21 protein-coding genes are annotated in these 20,296 nt (G+C 66.6%); 17 read left to right on the forward strand and 4 right to left on the reverse strand.

Annotated features, from left to right (window positions below; translation table 11 throughout):
- Positions 1 to 3 precede the first annotated feature (3 nt).
- Genes NM1_RS07645 through NM1_RS07675 form a run of 7 tightly spaced genes read left to right on the forward strand, consistent with a single transcriptional unit; the run spans position 4 to position 6,845 of the window.
- The gene (locus NM1_RS07645; protein WP_147288856.1) at positions 4 to 1,062 is read left to right on the forward strand and encodes an MlaD family protein; all 1,059 of its coding nucleotides are present in this window, start codon (positions 4 to 6) and stop codon (positions 1,060 to 1,062) included.
- The gene (locus tag NM1_RS07650) at positions 1,062 to 2,066 is read left to right on the forward strand and encodes an MlaD family protein (protein ID WP_068015693.1); all 1,005 of its coding nucleotides are present in this window, start codon (positions 1,062 to 1,064) and stop codon (positions 2,064 to 2,066) included. The genes NM1_RS07645 and NM1_RS07650 overlap by 1 nt, the downstream gene beginning before the upstream one ends.
- Positions 2,054 to 3,094 carry an MlaD family protein gene (locus tag NM1_RS07655; RefSeq protein ID WP_246010800.1) on the forward strand — a complete coding sequence of 347 codons (1,041 nt, stop codon included), beginning with the start codon at positions 2,054 to 2,056 and terminating at the stop codon, positions 3,092 to 3,094. The genes NM1_RS07650 and NM1_RS07655 overlap by 13 nt, the downstream gene beginning before the upstream one ends.
- Positions 3,088 to 4,185: an MlaD family protein gene (locus tag NM1_RS07660; protein WP_084519254.1), complete on the forward strand. Its 1,098-nt coding sequence runs from the start codon at positions 3,088 to 3,090 to the stop codon at positions 4,183 to 4,185. Before NM1_RS07655 ends, NM1_RS07660 begins: the two co-directional genes overlap by 7 nt.
- Positions 4,182 to 5,273, forward strand: a complete 1,092-nt coding sequence (locus tag NM1_RS07665) for an MlaD family protein (RefSeq protein WP_246010799.1) — start codon at positions 4,182 to 4,184, stop codon at positions 5,271 to 5,273. Before NM1_RS07660 ends, NM1_RS07665 begins: the two co-directional genes overlap by 4 nt.
- Positions 5,274 to 5,287: 14 nt before the next feature.
- On the forward strand, positions 5,288 to 6,226 hold the full coding sequence (locus tag NM1_RS07670; protein WP_246010798.1) for an MlaD family protein: 939 nt from the start codon (positions 5,288 to 5,290) through the stop codon (positions 6,224 to 6,226).
- Positions 6,227 to 6,251: 25 nt separating this feature from the next.
- Positions 6,252 to 6,845 (forward strand): hypothetical protein, encoded by a 594-nt coding sequence (locus NM1_RS07675; protein ID WP_068015700.1) that lies wholly within the window; start codon positions 6,252 to 6,254, stop codon positions 6,843 to 6,845.
- Here NM1_RS07675 and NM1_RS07680 read toward each other — a convergent pair whose 3' ends face one another.
- Both NM1_RS07680 and NM1_RS07685 read right to left on the reverse strand, forming a co-directional pair.
- Positions 6,846 to 7,934, reverse strand: a complete 1,089-nt coding sequence (locus NM1_RS07680) for an NAD(P)H-dependent amine dehydrogenase family protein (protein ID WP_068015715.1) — start codon at positions 7,932 to 7,934, stop codon at positions 6,846 to 6,848.
- A gap of 22 nt (positions 7,935 to 7,956) precedes the next feature.
- Complete coding sequence (locus NM1_RS07685) at positions 7,957 to 8,931, reverse strand: Rieske 2Fe-2S domain-containing protein (RefSeq protein WP_068015718.1); 975 nt, start codon at positions 8,929 to 8,931, stop codon at positions 7,957 to 7,959.
- Positions 8,932 to 9,114: 183 nt separating this feature from the next.
- Between NM1_RS07685 and NM1_RS07690 the strand changes: the two genes are divergently transcribed.
- From NM1_RS07690 to NM1_RS07710, 5 genes are all read left to right on the forward strand, one after another.
- The gene (locus NM1_RS07690) at positions 9,115 to 9,615 is read left to right on the forward strand and encodes an HAD domain-containing protein (protein ID WP_068015721.1); all 501 of its coding nucleotides are present in this window, start codon (positions 9,115 to 9,117) and stop codon (positions 9,613 to 9,615) included.
- A 25-nt stretch (positions 9,616 to 9,640) separates the two neighbouring features.
- A complete protein-coding gene (locus NM1_RS07695) occupies positions 9,641 to 9,841 on the forward strand; it encodes a hypothetical protein (RefSeq protein WP_068015724.1) in 201 nt (66 codons plus the stop codon).
- Positions 9,842 to 10,234, forward strand: a complete 393-nt coding sequence (locus NM1_RS07700) for a hypothetical protein (RefSeq protein ID WP_068015728.1) — start codon at positions 9,842 to 9,844, stop codon at positions 10,232 to 10,234.
- Between the two features lie 12 nt (positions 10,235 to 10,246).
- Positions 10,247 to 10,570, forward strand: coding sequence for a hypothetical protein (locus tag NM1_RS07705; protein ID WP_068015732.1), 324 nt, complete (start codon positions 10,247 to 10,249; stop codon positions 10,568 to 10,570).
- 340 nt (positions 10,571 to 10,910) lie between these two features.
- The gene (locus NM1_RS07710; protein WP_068015735.1) at positions 10,911 to 11,837 is read left to right on the forward strand and encodes a LysR family transcriptional regulator; all 927 of its coding nucleotides are present in this window, start codon (positions 10,911 to 10,913) and stop codon (positions 11,835 to 11,837) included.
- A gap of 140 nt (positions 11,838 to 11,977) precedes the next feature.
- Here NM1_RS07710 and NM1_RS07715 read toward each other — a convergent pair whose 3' ends face one another.
- Together NM1_RS07715 and NM1_RS07720 are read right to left on the reverse strand one after the other, a co-directional pair.
- Positions 11,978 to 13,372, reverse strand: a complete 1,395-nt coding sequence (locus NM1_RS07715) for an ABC1 kinase family protein (RefSeq protein ID WP_068015738.1) — start codon at positions 13,370 to 13,372, stop codon at positions 11,978 to 11,980.
- A gap of 49 nt (positions 13,373 to 13,421) precedes the next feature.
- Positions 13,422 to 14,093: a TetR/AcrR family transcriptional regulator gene (locus tag NM1_RS07720; protein WP_068015749.1), complete on the reverse strand. Its 672-nt coding sequence runs from the start codon at positions 14,091 to 14,093 to the stop codon at positions 13,422 to 13,424.
- A 219-nt stretch (positions 14,094 to 14,312) separates the two neighbouring features.
- Between NM1_RS07720 and NM1_RS07725 the strand changes: the two genes are divergently transcribed.
- Genes NM1_RS07725 through NM1_RS07745 form a run of 5 tightly spaced genes read left to right on the forward strand, consistent with a single transcriptional unit; the run spans position 14,313 to position 20,280 of the window.
- A complete protein-coding gene (locus NM1_RS07725; protein ID WP_068016209.1) occupies positions 14,313 to 15,170 on the forward strand; it encodes an SDR family NAD(P)-dependent oxidoreductase in 858 nt (285 codons plus the stop codon).
- Positions 15,167 to 16,027, forward strand: coding sequence for an SDR family NAD(P)-dependent oxidoreductase (locus tag NM1_RS07730; RefSeq protein ID WP_068015752.1), 861 nt, complete (start codon positions 15,167 to 15,169; stop codon positions 16,025 to 16,027). The genes NM1_RS07725 and NM1_RS07730 overlap by 4 nt, the downstream gene beginning before the upstream one ends.
- A 7-nt stretch (positions 16,028 to 16,034) precedes the next feature.
- Positions 16,035 to 17,579 (forward strand): flavin-containing monooxygenase, encoded by a 1,545-nt coding sequence (locus NM1_RS07735; RefSeq protein WP_068015755.1) that lies wholly within the window; start codon positions 16,035 to 16,037, stop codon positions 17,577 to 17,579.
- Positions 17,576 to 18,658, forward strand: a complete 1,083-nt coding sequence (locus NM1_RS07740; protein WP_084519256.1) for an alpha/beta hydrolase — start codon at positions 17,576 to 17,578, stop codon at positions 18,656 to 18,658. The genes NM1_RS07735 and NM1_RS07740 overlap by 4 nt, the downstream gene beginning before the upstream one ends.
- Positions 18,659 to 18,684: 26 nt before the next feature.
- Positions 18,685 to 20,280 (forward strand): flavin-containing monooxygenase, encoded by a 1,596-nt coding sequence (locus tag NM1_RS07745; RefSeq protein WP_068016215.1) that lies wholly within the window; start codon positions 18,685 to 18,687, stop codon positions 20,278 to 20,280.
- The last annotated feature ends 16 nt before the right edge of the window (positions 20,281 to 20,296 follow it).

Here is a 20,296-nt window from a genome sequence, read left to right on the forward strand (position 1 = left end):
GCCATGCCTGCCTATGCCCTGCCGGGAACCGAAGTCGGACCGCGCCGCGCCCTCGTGCTCGGCACCGGGGCCCTCGTGGTCGCCGTGCTCGCCGCCGTGATCTGGCGGGCGGTGCCGGATACGCCACCCGCGGACGAGATTCGCGTGGCGCTGACGACCGGTCACGTCGGTGCGGGCATCGAGCCCGGCACCGACGTCCGGCTCGACGGCGTGCGGGTCGGGTCGGTCGGCGCGATCGACACGATGGGTCCGGGCCGCCAGCGCCTCGAGCTGACGCTGGCCGGTTCGCAGCTGTTCGGGCTCACGAATGCGCTGACGATCGACTACGCGCCGGGGAACCTCTTCGGAATCAGTGCGCTGCAACTGCATTCGCGGCCGGGCGGTGCGGTGCTGGCGGACGGGGAGACGGTCGATCTGACCGGTGCCGAGTCCGATCGGGTGCGCGATGCCACGCTGTCGACCCTGCTGAATTCGACGGGCGAACTCACCGAGAAGGTCCTGACGCCGAAACTCGCTGAGGTCCTGGCCGAGGTGTCACACGACCTCAGCGCCTTCACCCCGCTGCTGCAGGCGATCGGGGCGACGGCGCGGGCCTTCGCCGAAACCCAGCAGCTGCCTCCATCGGTACTGTTCGACCGATACGGTTCGGCGCTGGGGGGAGTGGCGCCGATGGTCACCGGCGGGCTGACCGTTCTGCACGCGGCCTACACGAACGAATATCTCAAATCGCCGGAACACATTGCGCGGTACCGCGAGATGTTCGGGAAGATGCAGGACGACCTGCTACCCGCGGCCACCGCGGCGGCCGGTGCGGGGGAGCAGCATTTCGGTGGCTTCATTCCCATCGCGGCGGCGATCCTGGACCAGCTGTCGTCGTCGGTCAGTACGCCCGGCCGCTCCGAGGAGCAGCTGAGCGAACTGCTCGACAGGCTCGCCAGGTCCTTTCGCGACACCCCCGACGGCCCAGTGCTGGATGCGCGGACCGATCTGGATGTGGTGCCCGGGTTGGCGACGCCGTTGTCGTCCGTGCTTGCGCCGCAAGCTGTTCCGGGAGGGCGCTGATGTCGACCCGTGCCCTGCTGCTGCGAGTGTCGGTGGTCGTGGTGGTGCTGGTCGTGGCGCTGATCGGGGTGTTCCGCGTGGTGCAGCGGCCGGTCCGCGGCGAAACCGACACCTACACAGCGATATTCACCGACGCGAACGGCCTGCGTAGCGGAGACGACGTGCGCCTCTTCGGTGTTCAGGTCGGCAAGGTCCGGGAGGTCGGGCTGTCCGGAACGCAGGCGCGGGTGCGCTTCACGGTGACCCGCGAGCACCCGCTCTTCACCGACAGCAAACCCGCGATCCGATACCAGAATCTGTCCGGGTTCCGCTATCTGGACATCGAACAGCCCGCGAACCCCGGGGCCCGCCGGGACCCGAAGGCGGTGTTCGGCCCGTCGGAAACCGTTCCGGCCTTCGACATCACGACCCTGTTCAAGGGATTGCAGCCGGTGCTGGCGGAACTGTCGCCGGACGATCTCAACCGGTTCGGCACCAGCATGCTCGCCGTGATCCAGGGCGACGGAACGGGTCTCGGGCCCGCGCTGGGCGCCATCGAGCAGCTGAGCCGCTACGCCTCCGATAAGCAGGCGGTGCTGTCGACACTGGTCGGCAATCTCGCGCAGATCTCCGACCACCTCGGCGGGAAGTCCGGCAACACGGTCAAGCTGCTGACCAATCTGACGAATCTGTTCATCGCCATCACCGACAAGCTGCCCGGGCTCATCGATTTCGCGAATGCGATCCCGCCGGTCCTGCAACCGCTGCGAAGTATGTTGACCGTCCTCGGGGTGACCGGCGACCGCAACCGGGATCTGGATACGGTGCTGCACAATGCATTTCCCGATCCGCAGGAGGCGGTGGACGCATTCGGCCGCCTGCCCGGTCTGATCCAGACCTTCACCGCGGCCCTGCCGCCGACCGGCCCGGAAGCCCAGATGACATGCACCCACGGCGCGGCGGTCGCGCCGCCCGCCGTGCAGGTGCTCATCGCCGGACAAAGGATCACGCTGTGCCGCCGATAACGCTGTGGAGAACCAGATTTCGCCTCCGCCGAACCGCGACGAGAACGGACGGCGAGCGCCGCGGGAACGAGTTGCGCTGGGGGCTGGCCGGAATCTGCGGCGCCGTGATTCTCACGGCGGCGATCGGCATCGTGTACATCACCGGAACCACCCCTGAGAAGACCTATGCCGCCGAGCTGTCGGAGGCCGGGGCAATCCGGCCCGGCGACGACGTCCGCGTCGCGGGAATACCCGTGGGCAAGGTGAAATCGCTGACACTGCGGCCCGATCGGGTGCGGATGGAATTCACTGTGTCCGACGACGTGTTCGTCGGGGATGCGACGACGCTCGACATTCGGATGCTGACCGTCGTCGGCGGCTACTATCTGGCCGTTCAGCCCGCCGGGGCGAAGCCACTGGGTTCCGCGGTGATACCGCGGGACCGAGTCACCGTCCCCTACAGCTTGATTCAGACATTCCAGGATGCCGTGGAACCGGTCCGGCAGCTCGACGGGCAGGTGTTCCGGCAGGACTTCGCGGCGCTCGCCGCCTCGGTCGACAAGAGCCCGGAGGCCGTGCGGGCCGCGGTGCGGGCGTTCGGCGACCTGGTCGCGATCATGGACAGGCAGAACGCCGACATCTCGCAAACCCTGTCCGTCGCAAGCGAATACCTGACGGCACTGAACGCGAACTCCGAAGTGCTGGGGCGGTTGCTGAGTACATTCGGGACCCTCGAAACGCTGGTGCAGAACAACAAGGTCCGGGTACAACAGGCCCTGGAGGATCTCGCCGCGGTGCTGCACGACTTCGCACCGCTGGGCCGGGTGTGGGACGAATCCCTGAAGCAGCGCGCACAACCGCTCGCCGACGCGATGCCCAAGCTCCGGGAACTCGTCGATCGCCTTGGCGCACTGTTGGATTCTGTGCGCGGCATGGAGCAGCGACTGCTTCCGTACCTGCCTACCGGAGGCGGTGTGGCCGTCGACCAGTCCGCCGCGACGATCCAGTTGCCGGGCGTGTGTGTTCCTATCCCCGGAGGCGGATGCTGATGTGGACACGCGTGCTGGGTTCGCGCGGGCTGATGTCCGCGGCGGTGGTCGTCGTGCTGGTACTGGCCGCCGCGATCGGCCTGAAACTGACGAAATCCGGTCCGCCCCTGCGTACTTACTGCGCCGACCTGCCGGACGCCATCGGCCTGTACGACGGGAGCGCGGTCACCATCATGGGGGTGCCGGTCGGCCGGGTGAGCGCGATCGAACCGGGTGGTGGATCGGCCCGCGTCCGTTTCACCGTTCCGGCGGACCGCACACTCCCGCCGGACGTCGGGGCCGTCACGGTGAGCGACACCCTGATCGCCGACCGGAGACTGGCGCTCATCGGCGCCGAACCCTCCGACCCGGGGTGGGATCCGAGCCGGTGTATCACGAAAACCCTGACACCCAAGAGTCTTTCGGAGACCTTCGCCGCGCTCGCCGCACTGGCCGATCAGCTCAACGGCTCGGGCGAGCCCGCGCTGGGCAATGGGCTCGACGCGCTGGAGCGGGCCACGGCCGGTTCGGGCGATCAGCTCAACGCCACGATCAACCAGCTGGCCAAGGCGCTCGCGGCGCCGGACGCGGCGATCGGCCGCATCGGCGAGTTGATCGATGCGCTCAGCGAACTCGCGCACAAGACTCGCGGCTCCTGGCCCGCGGTGCAGGAGTCGGTCAGCGGACTCACGCAGACCTTCGGTGACATCAACACGGTGGCCATCGCGCCGATCGTGCAGATCATCGACGCGCTCGTCGAGGTTCTGCCGCAGATGAACGACGCGATCACGATGTTCGCCACGCCCGGCGTGCGCGCGCTCGACGCGATACCCGATCTGCCGCGGCTGATCTCGGCCGGAGTGGGCTCGCTCTCCGAGATCATCCGGATGACCCCCGCCCTCGCGAGCGGATTCGCCGGGGCCGTCGATCCGGCCTCCGGGCAATTGCGGATCGGTTATGCACCACCGAAACTGGCACTGCCGCAGCAGGATACGTCGCAGATCTGCACCGCCGTGCAGGCGATCACGGGGCAGCGGTGCGCGGAAGCCGAGGGCGGTGCGGTGACAGTGCCCACCGTGCCCCTCCTGCTGGCGGCGGTGAGCGCGCGATGAGGCGGCTGATCGTGATGTCCCGGCGGATCGGTATCCCCGCGCTGCTCGCCGTCCTTCTCGCCGTGTCCTCCGCATCCTGCAGTTTTCAGCCCGCCGACATCACTGTTCCCGGAACGGGAGTCGCCGGTGAGACCTATCACCTGCGCATCGAGTTCGCGAACGTGCTCAACCTCCCACGCGGTGCCAAGGTGATCGCCGACGGCGTGCGCGTGGGTCAGCTGACGCGGGTGACTCCCGTCGATCCCGTTGTGGCGGAGCGGGATCGACCGGGGCGGCCGGGGTACGTCATCGCGGACGTCGAGATCCTGACCTCGGCGCGGCTGCCGGTCGGCACGCACGCCGAACTGCGGCAGGAAACCCCGCTCGGCGACGTCCACATCGCCCTCACCGCACCGGGTTCGGCGGCCTCGGGGGAGCTGCGGCCGGGTGCGACCATCCCGCTGTCGGACACCAGCCAGTCATCGCCGATCGAGGACATCCTGGCGCGGCTGTCCGTATTCGTCGGCAGCGGCGCCCTCACCGATATCCAGGCGATCGTCCGCAAGATGAACGGGGTGCTCCCGCAGGATCCGCGCGACACCGCGCGCATAGCCGGCACCCTCGGGGCCGACTTCTCCGATCTGGCCGACAACCAGAACTCGATCCACAATCTGGTCGCCGGGTTGCGGTCCACGGTCGACGACGGACTGCTGAGGAACGCACCGGCTTTCGATCAGCTTCTCACCGCGGAGGGCGTGCAGCACACGACCGATTCCATCGAGACCACGATCGGCGTCATCTTCGTGCTGACGGCGCTCGGGCCGCTCGCACCGGCGGTCCAGTGGCTGGGGCCGGTGCTGGCATCGCTCGACGGATCCGTCCGCGCCTATGTGCCGATGCTGTTCGGCAGTCGCCCGCTCGACACCGGCTCGCCGTCCAATCTGAACAAGCTCGTGGATCTCATCCGGGACAAGCTCATTCCGTTCGCCGAGCGGGGCCCCAAGGTCAACCTGGTCGGTGTGCGCTCCTCCGCACCCACGCCGCTGTCGCCGGACGAGCAGACCGGCCGCGTGATCGACACCCTGCGGATGATCGGAGCAGTTCGGTGAATCTTCGTGCGGCAGTGTCACTTTCCGCCATCGCGGCGGTGCTGCTCCTCGGCATCGGCTATATGGCGGTCGGTGTGCTCCACCTCGATCCACGCCGGTCCTACGCCACCGCGATACTGCTGCTGGACAATTCGGGCGGGCTCGGACCCCATTCGCCGGTGCTGCTCGACGGCATCCAGGTCGGACGCGCCGAGGAGGTGCGCAAACGGGCATCCGGCGTCGAGGTGCGGCTGCGGATCGACGACCGATACCGGATCCCGGTGGCCAGCGCGGTGCGCATCGAACAGCTGTCGGCGCTCGGTGAGCCCTACATCCAGTTCCGGCCGGAAAGCGCTGCGGGACCGTATCTTCGGGACGGCCAGACCGTTCCCACCGACCGGATCCGGATGCCGATGACGATCACGGAACTGTCGTCGCGGCTGGTCGAATTGCTGAATCAGCTCCATCCCGAGGCGATGCAGAACCTGGTTGCCACCTTCGACCGCGCACTGGCCGGGACGGACGCGGCCGTGCAGACCCTGCAGCGGTCGACCACGCTGCTGGCCGCCACCCTCCTCAGCCGGACCGGAACCATCCGCCAATTCTTCGGCGATATGCAGGCGATGGGCGGCAATATCGACTGGATGGGGCCCTCGCTGGCGAGCGGCGGCCCGGAATTCGGCAAGTTCGGCCAGGCGCTCAGCGATATCGTCCAGTCGGCCTCCGTCCTGGTCGAGAGCCGCCCGGTGGGGGACTACTACACCGGCGACGGTGTCGCCCCGTTCCTGAGCGCGGTGACCGGTCTCGAGAACAAGATCGGGCCCGGGATCTCGCCCCTCGCACCGGTTTTGCAGCCTGTCGTCACCGATGCGCTGAACCGGGCGCCCCGACTGGATATCAGTGCCCTGATCGACCAATCGCTGCACGGCGTCGACCCCGACGGCGCCGTGCACTTCCGCATCACCACCAAATAGCGGACAGCCCGGTAGGAGGACCACAATGACCACGGCAATCGACGACGAGAAGGAAGCCCGCACCGATACAGCCGAGGCTGCCTCGCGGGGCAAGCCGATCACCCTGTCGTTCCGGCTGTCGACCGTCCTGACCGCGCTCGCGATCGCCGTACTGCTCACGGCGACAGTGACTTTCGGCTGGCTGTATTGGTCGGCGCGATCGACCCTGAGCGACCGTGACGCCGTCGCTGCCGGAGACAAGCACGCCGAGACCCTGGCATCGAATTATGCCGTCGGCGCCTCGACGATCGATTTCCACGACGTGAAGGGATGGCTCGCCCGGCTCAAGGAGGGCACCACTCCGCAGCTCGCCGCGAAATTCGATGCCACCGCCCCGCAGCTGGAACAGATTCTGCTGCCGCTGCAATGGACATCGAAGGCGACACCGCTGTCCGCGACGGTGATATCCGAATCCGGCGGCGTCTACAAGGTGAACGCCTATCTCACGGTGAATTCCACCAGTGCGCAGACCCCCGACGGGGCGCAGACCACCGTGACCTATGCCCTGACCATCGACCGCAATTCGGACTGGAAGATCACCGATGTGGGTGGGATGGAGGGCGCGCTGCCGACCAAATAGTCATGACCGCGCGAAACGCCCGGCGAATCCGCGGAGAGGGAGATCGGCGCTGGTGAGGATGCCGGGAGGTGCGGCGACCACCGAGCGCAGCGAGTTGAGCGCGGGTAAGCCGGTGACGGTCATGCCGATGGAGGCGAACGATTCCGGATTCGACAGGTCGACACCGGCTTTGGGGAAGACCATATGCTTGCTGTAGATGCTCGGGTCGCCGGTGATCTGCGTGATGTAGCAGCCCTTCACGTCCCATTTCGGGTCGGTACGGGGTGTCATCTGCCATTCGAGATGCGTCTCGATTCGGGGTGTGCCGTCCACGATGCCCTGGTACTTGATGTAGTTCGCACCGAGGGAGCCTTGGGGCAGGAAATACCAGCCGAGGTCGACGTCCTCGGTGCAGGCACCGAGTTCGTAGGTGAAGGTCACGTCGTCGAGTTCGAGGTCGAAGCAGTCGGCCATCAGGTATATGGAGTCGGCGAATACCCGGGTGTACTTCTCCAGGGACGCGGGGATGGTGGGATCGTCGGCGGGGCGGCCGTAGCCCACCTCTTTCCAGGTGTCGACGGAATGATGACAGGACACATCGACGGATTCGGTGACGGTGATGTTCTCGATATCGGCGACATCGCAGGAGTGGACCACGCCGAGGATCTGGCAGAGCCCAGGATTCATGCCGGTGCCGTAGAAGGTCGCGCCGCCGCGCCGGCAGGCGGCCTCGAGGACCTCGGTGACCTTCTTGCCGGAGGGATGCGGGTGGTTGCGGTCGCGGTGATGGCCGGTGATCCAGTCGGCGGTGGTGACGATATTGATGCCCGCCTCGAGCACACGCTCGTAGAGGGCTTCGTCGGGGAAGACGCCGTGGAACGTCACGACATCCGGCTCGGCGGCGATGATTTCTTCGATCGAACCGGTGGCCGTCACCCCGATGGGCGCCAGCCCGGCGATCTCGCCCGCGTCGCGGCCGATCTTTTCCGCTGTGTAGCAGTGCAATCCGATCAGCTCGAGGTCGGGGTGATTGCCGATCCGCTTGATCATTTCGGTGCCCACATTTCCGGTGGCCACCTGGAAGACGCGGATCCGCTGGCGAGAACTCATGACAGACACAGCCTTTCGTAATTCACAGCGCCGGGTAGAACTGCTGCGCCCACCGCCGCAGTGCCTTGAACCCCTGAAATTCCTTCTGCGACAGGCCCGGTGGATCGGAGTAGCGCTGATGGGCCCAGATGTGGATATCCGCCTCGAACTGCTCGATGACGCCCTGAGCGAGGCGTTGCGCCTTCGCCGCCGCGTTCGGGTGTTCGTCACCGCGCCCGATCCATACCGAGAACCGGACATCGGACGTCATGTCGTCGACGGGGGTGACCGCGGACAGCGTGCGATTGTCGATCATGCCCCAGCTCTTGGTGACCGCCGCCCCGAGCCCGGCGTTGATGGCCCGCACACCGCTGTTGATCTCCTCGGCCGCGGTCTCGTCGAACGCGATCGTGAAATCGACGTAGGACACCGGCTCGTCGAAGTCCTGGCGGGTGAACGTCGGGACGATCGGCACCTTGTGGACGTACTTGAAGTGGGCGAAGTCGACCCCGTTCTCCATGATGTACTGCGGATGCAGTTCCAGCTGCTGCCGATACAGCGTGGAATGCGGGAAGGCCGGATAGTAGTCTGCGGCGCTCGAGCCGTCGGAGAATCCGGTGAATACGTCGGGGACCTCGAAATACGGTGGGCGCCCGTCGATGTCGTGCCAGATCCAGATCGATTCGTTGCGCTCCACCACCGGGTAGCTCCGAATGCGCCTGCCCCTGTTCGGATGCTTTTCGTATGGGACGCAGACGTTTCGGCCCTCCCGGTCCCACTCCCAGCCGTGGAACGGGCACACGATGCGATCACCGTCGACGCGCCCACCGAAACCCAGATGCGCGCCCAGATGCTCGCAGTAGGCATCCATGACCGCAACCTGCCCGCCCGCGGACCGCCACGCCACCATCTCCCGCCCGAAGTACTTCATCCGGCGGACGTCCCCCACCCCCACCTCGGCCGACCACGCGACCTGAAACCACCCCGTCGGAGTCATCGACAGCGGCGTCTTCGCCATGGCGCCAGCCCCCTCATCAGGTACGGACCGAGATACCCGCGCCACTACAGCGCGGGCTCGTGGACACTGTACAAGACACCTGTCCGGCACACTGTCCAATCGGCAAAATGTGGCGCGGTAGGGAGTGTCTCGAGTTCCTGAGTGGGCGAGCCCTCGTGTCGCTTCAGCCGCAGAATTGTTTCCGTGACCGGTGACTCGAATCGACCGCTGCTGTTCCTCGACGTCGATGGGACGCTCCTGCCCCACGACGCTGCTGCAGGAAGCGATGTGGACTGGGCCGGATGGCAGCAGCCGTCGAATCCGGCCTTGGCCGGATTGACCCGGAGCCTGGGTGACCGGCTGCTGGCGCTGGGCTGTGAATTGATGTGGGCCACCGGGTGGGGCGATGACGCCAACCGCATCATCGGCCCGATTCTCGGTCTGCCGCAGCTGCCGGTGGTAGCACTGCCCGAATATCCCGGCAGTGACTACTACGCCGACGAACTACACTGGAAGACAAGGACTTTGGTCAGTCTGGCCGCCGGACGCCGGTTCATCTGGATCGATGACGAGCTCCGGCAGCAGGACCGGACCTGGGTACGCGAGAACCATCGCGGCCGGGCCCTGCTCCATCATGTCGACGGCGCCTCCGGCCTGCGCGACGCCGACTTCACCGCCCTGACTCACTGGCTGCAGGGACCTTGATTCGGTCAACGGACGGGCCATTGCGGTGGGAGGTGTCTCGGGCGCGAAGCTGGGGAAGGCGCATCACGCGGCCGTGGTCACCGCCGTGCTGCCGAACGGCGATGTCCTGTACACCCAGCACACCACCAACGACAGGGATCTGAGCCTGACCGATCGTCTGGGCTTCGCCGACCAGGACGGTGGCACACAGAACATCCGCATCATTCGCCCTAAGGAGACCTGGTAGATGAACCGATCGACCCTCGTTGCCGGTGCTGCGGCGATCGTGTCGCTGGCGGGAGCGTTCGTCGCGCTTCTGGTGGCCGACGGGCAGCTCGACGACAGGCGAAACGAGTTGCTGTCCACGGGGTGTAAGAAGTCGGTCGAGGTTCCGGGCGCGGCGACAGCGCTCAACTATGTGGGCGCTGTCCTGCTGATCGTGTCGACGGTGTCTCTGGTCTGGTTGGTGGTTGCTCTGGCGAAGGGCTCGTCGAGGCTCAAGCCTCTGTCGATCACCATTGCGGCGGTCGCGTTGGTCGGTGTCGGTCTGTATGCCGCCCTCGTCACCGCCGGAACGATATCGCCGGGATCGAACGAACCGAGTTCTCCCCGTTACCATCCGTGTCCTTCGCGGATCTGAAAGGCGGCAACCATGGGTGAGATCTGTATAGATCCCGAGGGCGCGAAGCAGGCCGGTACGGCGATCTCGGCCGACAGCAACGAAGCCAGAACACGATTGGAAGCGCAGTTCGACGAGATCGCTCCGGCCGCCGCGGCCAACGAGGGGTGGAAGACCGGGCAGGCGCTGGTCGACTTCGCTTACGTCCGCAAGAACGACATCCTGTCTGCCCTGCAGGAACTCGACAGCGTCGGCCAGAAGATCGTCGAGACGGTCACCGCGAAGAAGGCCGTCGACGAACGCTACGCGGACAGCCTCACCCGAATCGGCAAGGCCACCAACGCATTGTCCGAGTAGGGCGCGTCGGGCATACGAAATATGCGCGGCGGCAAGCACATTGGAATCTCTACTACGGTATGCCTAGATCGGCTGCCGCCCATGCTCCGCCCAGCAGTTGTGCCGCGGAGACCTGCTCCAGCCACACACATGTCCGGCCGCAGGCACAGCGGGTGTAGGCGACGGTCCCCTCCGAAGTCCGGTGGCGGGAAAGCGTTTCCGGTGGTTGTTCGAGTGGCCAGCCGCAGGACGGGCAGACTGCGTGTCGAGAGTCGCCGTGGATGGACATACTTCGATCCTCTACACCAGAAACGTTGCAGTCTATCGAATATTTCCGAACCGAATCGTATTGAATGTCCACATGATCGATCCACGGTTGCAGACCCTGCGGGTACTGCGCGAGCGCGGCACGGTCACTGCGACCGCCGCGGCGCTGCACCTCACACCGTCCACGGTCTCGCAGCAACTGCGGCAGCTCGCGCGCGATCTCGACGTCCCGCTGCTCGAGCAGATCGGCAGGCGGGTGCGATTGACGGCGGCGGGCTACGCCTTGCTCCGGCATGCCGACGCCATGGCCGCCGAGGCCGAGCGGGCGCGCGCCGAGTTGGCGACGCATCGTGCGGGACTCGCCGGGGTGCTCCGGATCTGCGCCATGCCGACCGTGCTGGTCGCCCTCGTCGCACCGGCCGCATCGCGACTCCGCGAGTCGCATCCACGATTGTCGGTGGAACTCATGCAGGACGAGAGCCGCCACTGCTTCGACCTCGTGCTGGCCGGTGACAGCGATATCGCGGTGGTGTTGCCCGCCGCGGGCGGCCCGGCGCCCGGCGACCCACGCTTCGAGCAGCATCCATTACTCGATGAACCGCAGGATCTACTCGTGTCCGCGGATCATCCGCTGGCCGGACGGTCGAGCGTCGCCCTGGCGGAGGCCGCCGCCGACGACTGGATCAGCGGGCTGGAGCGGATCACCCACGACCTGGTGATCGCCTCCGCGTGCGCCGCCGCCGGATTCACCCCCCGAATTACCTGCCGCGCAGTGGATTTCCTCGGCGTCGCCGCCATGGTCGAGCACGGCTTCGGTGTCAGCCTGATATCGCGGCTGGCCTACCTGCCACCCGAGTTCGGGGTGAAGCGCATTCCGCTGCACGGTGATCCGATTCCGATCCGTCGCCATCTCACCTGTGTCCGGCGCGGCAGCGCCGAACATCCCCTGATAGCAGTGGGATTGGCAACGATCCGTGCGGCGTGCGAGGAACGGTCCGACATCATGGTGGTCGGCCCGTGAATCCCCGCCACATCCACGGAGCAGGTGTCGATCGGTGTCGATGGATTCCCTTACTCATCCAGCACGCGCGTGTTCCGCAAATAGATTCCCGGTATGCACAGGAAAGTCGCGGCCGTTGTCGAGTCATCGGATCTCGGTGTTCACCGCCGCCGGGTCAGCCAATCCTGTTCCAGCACACCCAGTTCGGTGCGCGGTGGTTCGCCGTAGGTCCATTCCCGCCCGATACGATGCCAGTTGCCGCCGGCTCGGAGCTTCCCGAGCAGGGCGAGGGTGCCGTACTCCACGCGGCGGGCGAAAGCATGTTCGGCGGGTGCGTATTCGCTGCGCCAGCTCTCGAAATAGCCGCGGCGCGGATCGACGAAGGCGAGCACGGCGTTCGCTGCGGCGTCCTCCGCGACCCGGATCTCGGCGTCCACGAGCAGCCAGCCCGAGACCTCGTGGATCAGACGCAGGCACTGCTCCGCAGTGGCCGGTGAATCCTGTTCCAGTAGGCCGTAATCCACGAAGAACGCCCGCAGGTCGGCGGCACGGTATTCCGCTGCCGCGCGCACGGCGTCGAGTTCGAACGCCACGGCGGCCTCGTCCATACGCTTGATCAATCCGAAGTCGAGGAAGACGACCTTTCCGTCGTCCGCGAGCAGGATGTTGCCGGGATGGGGATCGCCGGTGAAGCACCGTTCCCGAAGCATGGTTCCCAGATAGAAGCGCATCAGAATTTCGCCGACGCGATCGCGCTCGGCATCGGGCAGCGCCGCGATCTCCGGGAAGCGAAGTCCGGCAACCAGTTCAGTGACGAGCACTCGGGCCGTGCACAGCTCGGTCTCGACAGCGGGGATACGGATGAACGGGTGGTCGTCGAACATCTCGACCATCAACGCGTGGTTCGCGGCCTCGGTGCGGTAGTCGATCTCCTCGGCGAAATGAGCGGTGAGTTCGCGCAGAATCGCGTTGTCGGCAAGAGCCGGGGCGACCCCGCGCAGCAGTCGCATGACCAGGGCGAGGTTCTTGATATCGGCGCGGATCGCGACATCGATTCCGGGGTACTGCACCTTGACCGCGACGGCGCGGCCATCATGCAGGCGGGCGCGGTAGACCTGGCCTATGGACGCCGCGCCGAGTGGTGTCTCGTCGAATTCGGCGAACACCTCATCGAGGGACCGGTCGTAATCGCGTTCGATCACCGCGCGCATCTGCGCGAACGGCACCTGCGCGGACTGATCGTAGAGTTCGGCCAGTTTGTGCTGGAAGCGCTCGCGCTGGCCCGGAGGAAGGCGCTCGTCCGCGAACACCCCGAGCACGTCGAACATCGACAGCAACTGCCCGGCCTTCATCGCCAGGCCCTTCATACTGCCGAGCACGGTCACGATGTCTTCCGCCGCCGAGGCGAGGGCGCGTTCGGTCCGCGCGAGGTGCTCCTCGTCGGTGTCGCGAACCACTGCCAGTGTGAGCCCCGCACCTCGAACCGCTTGGCCGGCAATGAGTTTGCCCAGTTGTGCGCCGCGCTTGGCGCGGGATACGGCTACGTCCTTCGCCATGGCGGCCTCTCTGCAGCGATCATCCGAGATTACCAGACGGTTTTGTCAGCTAATCACGTGAATCGAGGGCGCGCAGGCCGGGGCTCACGACCGCGATCGCGGTGTCGATATAGCGCCGCCGATCGGCCGCGCCGCGACCCTGTAGTGCGCGCACGACCGGAGGAATGGTCACCGCCAGCAGCATCCAGCCCACATCCTCGGTATTCACATCGGCGCGCAGCGCTCCGGAATCGACCGCACGGGACAGGAAGCGTCCGACGGTAGCGGACAGGATGCCGCCGAGTCCGAGGATGCGGCTGGTGAGTTCCTCGTCGATGCCGGGCAATTCGAACAGCATCGCGTTCATCAGCGCCGGATCGGACTCGGCGATGTGGCACATGCGCTCGACCGCGCCGGACCAGATCTCGATGAGTTCTTCGAAGGTGAATTCGTGTTCGAGGGAGGCGGGTTCGAAGACGCCGCCGGCGATTTCGGTGAGCAGCCGGTCGATTCCGTAGTCCACGACATCGTCCAGGATCGCGCGTTTGCTGTCGAAGTAGCGGTAGAAGGTGCCGTAACCGACTCCCACCTCGGCGGCGATATCCGCGGCCGTAGCGGCGGCGTAGCCCTTGGTGGTGAACACCGTGTACGCCGCCTCGATGAGTTCGCGGCGGCGGCGCTCGGTGTTCTGTTCGTCGCGCGGGCGGCCGGGGCCTCGGGTGCGCTTGGCTGGCTCGGTCATCGAGCTCATCGTATGCGCCCTGGCGGCCGTCGCCGCCTACCGGCCGTTCTCGGGCCACCCCTTGCGCTTCTGTCTGAGACAGCTTATTTTAATGACATGACTGTCTGCTAATTGAGCACAGATCAGCGTGCCATTCTCACTGAACAGGCGGTCACGACAAGGGAGTCGATCCATGACGTATTCGAATCTGCCCGTAATTCCGCGATGGCGGCGTCGCTCATGACAGTGGCGGTGGTGACCGGCGCGGGCAGCGGGATCGGCCAGGCGAGCGCGCTACGCTTCGCGGCCAAGGGCGCGACCGTGATCGTGGCCGATATCGACGCGCGCGGTGGCAACGACACTGTGGCGCGGGTGCGCGCTGCCGGGGGCCGGGCCGAGTTCCGCCACCTCGATGTGGCCGATGCCGCCGGGTGGGAGGAGTTCGCCGCGGCGATCGTGCGCGATCACGACGTGCCGGACGTGGTGGTCAATAATGCGGGAATCTTGATCGCCGGGGGATTCCTGGAACAGAGTGGCGCGGACTGGCGGCGCATGATCGCCATCAACATGATGGGCCCGCTGTTCGGATCGCGAGTTTTCGTGCAGCGCATGGTCGATGCGGGCAAGCGCGGCGCGATCGTCAATGTCTGTTCGGTCGGTGCGTTCCTGCCCACACCGCTGGGCCCCTCGTACGTGACCGCCAAGGCCGGCGCCTGGATGGGCACCCAGGCGCTGCGCGCCGAATTCGCCGGTCAGGGCATTCGGGTGAGTGCGGTCTGCCCGGGACTGATCAATACCGAGCTGTCGGCCAATGGCACCCGCGCGGGCCTGGACGCATCGTCCGAAGCCGAGTGGGCCGCGAAACTCGCTCGGGGGCAACAGGTCTTCGGCCGGCCCCCGGATCGAGTGGCGGTCGCGATCGAGCGCGCGATTCGTTGGAATCTCGCGACCGTGCCGGTGGGTATCGAGGCGTGGGCCGGCTGGTACCTGTCCCGGCTCGCACCGGGGGTGATGCGCGGGATCACCGGGCTGGCGCAGATGCCGTTGGCGGAGAAGGTCGTTCAGTTGTCGGGTCGAGTGCTGGGTGGTCAGCGATGAGAACAGCGATCGTGACCGGCGGCGGTGCCGGTATCGGCCGGGAGATCTCCAGGCTCCTCGCCGAGACCGGATATCGGGTCGTAGTGGCCGATATCGACGAGGAGGCCGCGCAGGGGACGGCCGAGGAGATCACCGCCGCCGGTGGGCATGCGCACGCGTACCGCCTGGATGTGGCCAGTGAAGCGCAGTGGGACAAGTGCGCGGAATGGGTGCGCGGGGAGTTCGGCCCGGCGCATGTGCTGGTGAACAACGCCGGAATCATGGATACCGGCGGCTTCGTCGAAACCGGTGCGGCGCAATGGCAACGCACCGTCGACATCGATCTGATGAGTGTCGTTTACGGCGCCAAGGTATTCGGCCAGCAGATGATCGACGCCGGGATTCACGGCCACATCGTCAATCTGTCCTCCGGCGCGGCCTTCTTCCCGGCTCGATACATTCCCGCCTATGCCGCAGCCAAGGCCGCGGTGCTCATGGCCAGCCAGACGCTCCGGGTCGAGTTGCGCCCCAAGGGAATCGGCGTCACCGCCATCTGCCCCGGCGCCATCCGGACCGATCTACTCGCGCACGGCGAGCGAGCCGGGCTCGACGCCGCGGAGCAAGCCGCCTGGCGGGCCCAGCTCGGCCAGGTGCAATCCATGGCGTTCGCCGGTCCGGACAAGGTCGCGCGGGTGGTCGAACGCGCGATTCGCCGCAATCCCGCGGTCGTGCCGGTAAATCCCGAAGCCTGGCTCGGCTACGCACTGTTCCGGCTCTCGCCCGGCCTGCTCCGCGCGGTCGGGAGTGTCGGGTCCTTCGACCTCGCCGACCGCGTGTTGCCACGTATTCAGCCGCTGCTGAACCGAATCACGAAGTGAGACACCTATGAACAACCCTGACGAGCCCGAGTACGAAGTTGCTGTCATCGGTGCCGGTCCGGGCTGTATCGCCGCCGCCGTGAAGCTGCGCCGGGCCGGAATCGATGACTTCGTCGTACTCGAACGTGCCGACGAGGTCGGCGGCAGCTGGCACGAGAACCACTATCCCGGTCTGGGCGTGGACATTCCGGCGCTGGCGTACCAGTACTCCTTCGCGCGTAAGGCCGACTGGAGCCGGATGTTCCCGCTCGGCCCGGAGGTCGAGCGGTACCACGTGGAGGTCGCGCACAGGTTCGGTGTGCACCAGCGGGTGCGGTTCGGCGTGGAGGTCGAGCGCGAGGAATGGGACGAGGACGCCGGGTACTGGAAGCTGCACCTGGTGGGCGGGTCGGTGGTGACGGCTCGCTTCGTCATCAGCGCGGTGGGTGCGTTCGTGCGTCCCAAGGCCGATGTCGGCATTCCCGGTGCGCGCACATTCAAAGGTAAGGTACTGCGCCCGAGCAGCTGGGACGACGAGTACGACCTCACCGGCAAGCGGGTGGGCATCATCGGCACCGGAGCCAGTGCGGTGCAGATCATTCCGACGATCGCCCCGCTGGTCGAGCAGTTGGCCGTCTTCCAGCGCACGCCGGTGTGGTCGCTGCCCAAGCCCGACTTCCGGGTGCCGGGCGCGATGCAACGCGTGCTGTCGGTGCCGGGTGTCCAGCCGCTGCTGCACGGCACCGCCCTGGTGGTCATCGATCTCGTGTTGCGGGCCATTGTCGGCGCGCCCGGCAAGGTTGTACACCCGGTGATGGACCGCTTCGATTCCGCCTGTCAGTCGCTGTACCGGCGCTATCTGTCGCGGGTCGTCACCGATCCAGCGACGCGCGCGGGCCTGACCCCGAACTTCGGCGTGCTGGCCAAACGCCCGACCCTGTCGAACAGCTATCTGCGCGCCTACAACCGCGACAATGTCGAGCTGGTGACCACGCCGATCGAGAAGATCACCCCGACCGGCGTGCGCACCGATGACCAGCACCTGCACAAATTCGACGCGCTCATTCTGGCGACCGGCTACGAGGTGTTCTCCGACCCGGAGACCTACCGGCCGGGAACGGTGCTGGGCCGCAATGGATTCGACCTCGCCAAGTTCTACAACGAAGAGGGTTTGCAGGCCTATCAGAGTGTTTCGGTGCCCGGCCTGCCCAATCGCTGGACCCTGGTCGGGCCATACTCCTGGACCGGGTCGGGCTGGCATGCCTTCGTGGAGATGACCGCCGATCACGCGGTGCGCGCCATCGGCGAGACCCGCCGGCGTGCGGCGACCTGGTGCGAGGTCCGCAAGGACGCCGCCGATGCCTACCACCGTCAGGTGCATCAGCGGGGTGAGTCGCTGCGCTACTACCTGGCCGACCTCAACGGCCATGTCCCGACCTACTACCGGAACTCGCAGGGCGACAGCACCTATGTGCGCCCCTCCGGCTTCTTCGAAGCGCGCCGGGGCAATCGCCGATTCCCGCTCGAGGACTACGAGTACGGGAACCGTATGCAGGCGACGGTGCGGGCATGACGGGGCTCCCGGAGACCGTCGGCCTACCCGGCGGCCCAGCGGCTCTCCCGTTCCAGGCGGTGCCAGGGCAGGTCGATATCGAGTTCGCCAGCCGTGCGAGTGTGCGGCTGCGACTGGCGAACGCGGTGCTGCGCCGGATTCTGCGGCCCGCGCTGCACGCCGTCTGTGTGCTCGGCGAGAGCGCGCCACTGCGCGGTGACCGGGCCTTCCGCATCGCCAACAAGGTCGACGTGCTGGCCGCTCCGTTGCGACCGGCGCGCGGCACCCGCCGGGAAATGGTGCGCTTCGCGGACTTCCGGGCCGAATGGCTCTGGCACCGGGACGATCCCGGTCCGGACGAGACCGAACACGGCGTGATTCTGTACTTTCACGGCGGCGGTTTCGTGGCCGGTGGCCTGCACAGTCACCGCAGGCACGCCGCGCGCATCGGACACACCGCGGGGCTACCGGTCTTGAATGTGGACTACCGGCAGCTGCCGATTGGGCACATCACCGATTCGGTCGACGACGCGCTCACCGCGTACCGGTATCTGCTCGAGCGCGGCCGCGCGGCGGAAAGCATTGTCTTCGCGGGTGATTCGGCGGGCGGCGGTCTGGCCTTCATGGCGGTGCTGGCCGCGCGTGCGCGCGAGCTGGCGCTGCCCGCCGCCGTGGTGGCGATGGCGCCGTTCGCCGATCTGGATCCGGCCGTGCGCAATGCCCATCCCAATGATCGCAGCGATTCGATGCTGTCGGCCCGGGCGCTGTCGATTCCCGCCATGATCGGTTTCGCCCGGGATGGCGTGCTCGATCCGGCGTGGTCGCCGGTGAACCACGACTTCACCGGCTTGCCACCGGTGCTGCTTCAGGTGAGCGATATCGAAGTGCTGCTCCCGGATTCGGAGGAGCTCGCGCGGCGCTGTGCCGAGGCCGGTGTGCCGCACACCCTGCAGATCTGGAACAACGCCATCCACGTCTTCCAGGCAGGCGCGGATCTGCTGCCCGACGCGCGGGCAGCCGTCGCCGAGATCGGCAGCTTCATCCGCCGCGTACTGGCCGCCCGGGCAGCCGAACACGCGGATCGGACCACTGCGGCATGAACCCGCACGACCAAGGGCAGGTACCCATGAGCTCACACAGCACACCGTCGTACGAAGTCCTCGTCATCGGGGCGGGGTTCGGCGGTATAGGCACCGGCACGGCCTTGCGCCGGGCGGGGATCGAGAACTTCCTGATCATCGACAAGTGGCACAGGGTCGGCGGCACCTGGAATGTCAATACCTATCCCGGCGTGGCCGTGGATGTACCTTCGCCGATCTACAATTTCTCCTTCCAGCAGCGTTCGCGCTGGTCACGATTCTTCGCACCGGGCCACGAGATTCAGCGCTATGCAGAGGAAGTGGTGGATCAGCAGGGCCTGCGCGGCAAGCTGCGATTGGGCTGCGGCGCCGCCGAGGCCCGGTTCGACGAATCCGCGGATCTGTGGCGGGTGCGCACCACAGACGGTGACGAGATCACCGCGCGCTTCCTGGTGAGCGCGGTCGGGGCCCTGGAACAGCCGAAGCCCCCGGCGATCGCGGGTATCGACGGCTACTCCGGCCGGCTCATGCATACCGCGCGCTGGGATCACTCCTATGACTACAGCGGTAAACGCGTGGCCGTCATCGGCACCGGAGCCACCGCGCTGCAGGTGATTCCACAATTGGCCGCGAAGGTCGCCCAGCTGACGGTCTTTCAGCGCACCGCTATCTGGGTAGCGCCCAAACCAGATTTCGCCATGGGCACGCTGAGCAATCGGGCACTGGACTTTCCGCCCATCCAGCAGGCCGTGCGGTTCGTCGGCAATGTCGCGGTCAACGCCTTCCTCGGCCTGGGCCTGGCCCTCTCGGACTATCCGCGCCTGACCTCGGCGGTACTCGGCACGGGGGAAGCGGCACTCGAGGCATACCTGTTCACCCAGATCCGTGACCCGGAACTGCGCCGCGCTCTCACCCCGACCTACCGGCTCGGCTGTAAGCGGCCCTCGATATCGAACACCTACTTCCGGACCTACACCCAGCCGCACGTCGAGCTCGTGACCGATCCCATCGAGAAGTTCACCGCGGACGGCATCGCCACCGCGGACGGTGCCCTGCGCGAATTCGACATGGTGGTCACCGCCACCGGATTTCAGGTCATGGACAAGGGCGCCACCCCTCCCTATCCCGTATACGGTTGCGGCGGAATCGAATTGGGTGAGTTCTGGGACCAGAACAAGTACCAGGCATACGAGGGTGTTTCGGTTCCGGCGTTCCCCAATATGTTCCATATCTTCGGTCCCTACGGCTACGCGCCCGGCTCGGTCATCCCGCTCATCGAGGCGACCGCCGCGCACAGTGCCCGGGCGATCAAGGAAACCCTGCGACGTGGAGCGACCCGCACCGAGATTCGCCGGGAACCGCACGACGCATACTTCGCGCGCATGTACGCCCGGAACAAGAACACCTACCTGTTCAAGCAGGGCTGCGCCGAATCGCGCACGTACTACATCAACTACCAGGGCGACGGCCCGGCATTCCGTGCCACCACGCAGGCCGGAATGTATTGGAGCAACCGGCATTTTCCCCTGGACCACTACCGGTACACCACGACCCGGTCAATCGCTTCCGAGCCCCGGCCGACGCAGGATCGCGCCCCCGCACCGGCACTGACGGTCCCCGAGGCGAACTGGCTCCAGCCATGAGCCTTGCCTCGGAGAT

It is taken from the genome of Nocardia mexicana NBRC 108244 (assembly GCF_001613165.1).
GTDB classification, from domain to species: Bacteria; Actinomycetota; Actinomycetes; order Mycobacteriales; family Mycobacteriaceae; genus Nocardia; species Nocardia mexicana.

Bases quoted from the DNA above. Each gene is read 5' to 3' on its own strand.
- NM1_RS07645 (WP_147288856.1), top strand. From the start codon at position 4: ATGCCTGCCTATGCCCTGCCGGGAACCGAAGTCGGACCGCGCCGCGCC.
- NM1_RS07650 (WP_068015693.1), top strand. From the start codon at position 1,062: ATGTCGACCCGTGCCCTGCTGCTGCGAGTGTCGGTGGTCGTGGTGGTG.
- NM1_RS07660 (WP_084519254.1), top strand. From the start codon at position 3,088: ATGCTGATGTGGACACGCGTGCTGGGTTCGCGCGGGCTGATGTCCGCG.
- NM1_RS07665 (WP_246010799.1), top strand. From the start codon at position 4,182: ATGAGGCGGCTGATCGTGATGTCCCGGCGGATCGGTATCCCCGCGCTG.
- NM1_RS07675 (WP_068015700.1), top strand. From the start codon at position 6,252: ATGACCACGGCAATCGACGACGAGAAGGAAGCCCGCACCGATACAGCC.
- NM1_RS07680 (WP_068015715.1), bottom strand. From the start codon at position 7,934: ATGAGTTCTCGCCAGCGGATCCGCGTCTTCCAGGTGGCCACCGGAAAT.
- NM1_RS07685 (WP_068015718.1), bottom strand. From the start codon at position 8,931: ATGGCGAAGACGCCGCTGTCGATGACTCCGACGGGGTGGTTTCAGGTC.
- NM1_RS07700 (WP_068015728.1), top strand. From the start codon at position 9,842: ATGAACCGATCGACCCTCGTTGCCGGTGCTGCGGCGATCGTGTCGCTG.
- NM1_RS07705 (WP_068015732.1), top strand. From the start codon at position 10,247: ATGGGTGAGATCTGTATAGATCCCGAGGGCGCGAAGCAGGCCGGTACG.
- NM1_RS07710 (WP_068015735.1), top strand. From the start codon at position 10,911: ATGATCGATCCACGGTTGCAGACCCTGCGGGTACTGCGCGAGCGCGGC.
- NM1_RS07715 (WP_068015738.1), bottom strand. From the start codon at position 13,372: ATGGCGAAGGACGTAGCCGTATCCCGCGCCAAGCGCGGCGCACAACTG.
- NM1_RS07720 (WP_068015749.1), bottom strand. From the start codon at position 14,093: ATGACCGAGCCAGCCAAGCGCACCCGAGGCCCCGGCCGCCCGCGCGAC.
- NM1_RS07725 (WP_068016209.1), top strand. From the start codon at position 14,313: ATGACAGTGGCGGTGGTGACCGGCGCGGGCAGCGGGATCGGCCAGGCG.
- NM1_RS07730 (WP_068015752.1), top strand. From the start codon at position 15,167: ATGAGAACAGCGATCGTGACCGGCGGCGGTGCCGGTATCGGCCGGGAG.
- NM1_RS07735 (WP_068015755.1), top strand. From the start codon at position 16,035: ATGAACAACCCTGACGAGCCCGAGTACGAAGTTGCTGTCATCGGTGCC.
- NM1_RS07740 (WP_084519256.1), top strand. From the start codon at position 17,576: ATGACGGGGCTCCCGGAGACCGTCGGCCTACCCGGCGGCCCAGCGGCT.
- NM1_RS07745 (WP_068016215.1), top strand. From the start codon at position 18,685: ATGAGCTCACACAGCACACCGTCGTACGAAGTCCTCGTCATCGGGGCG.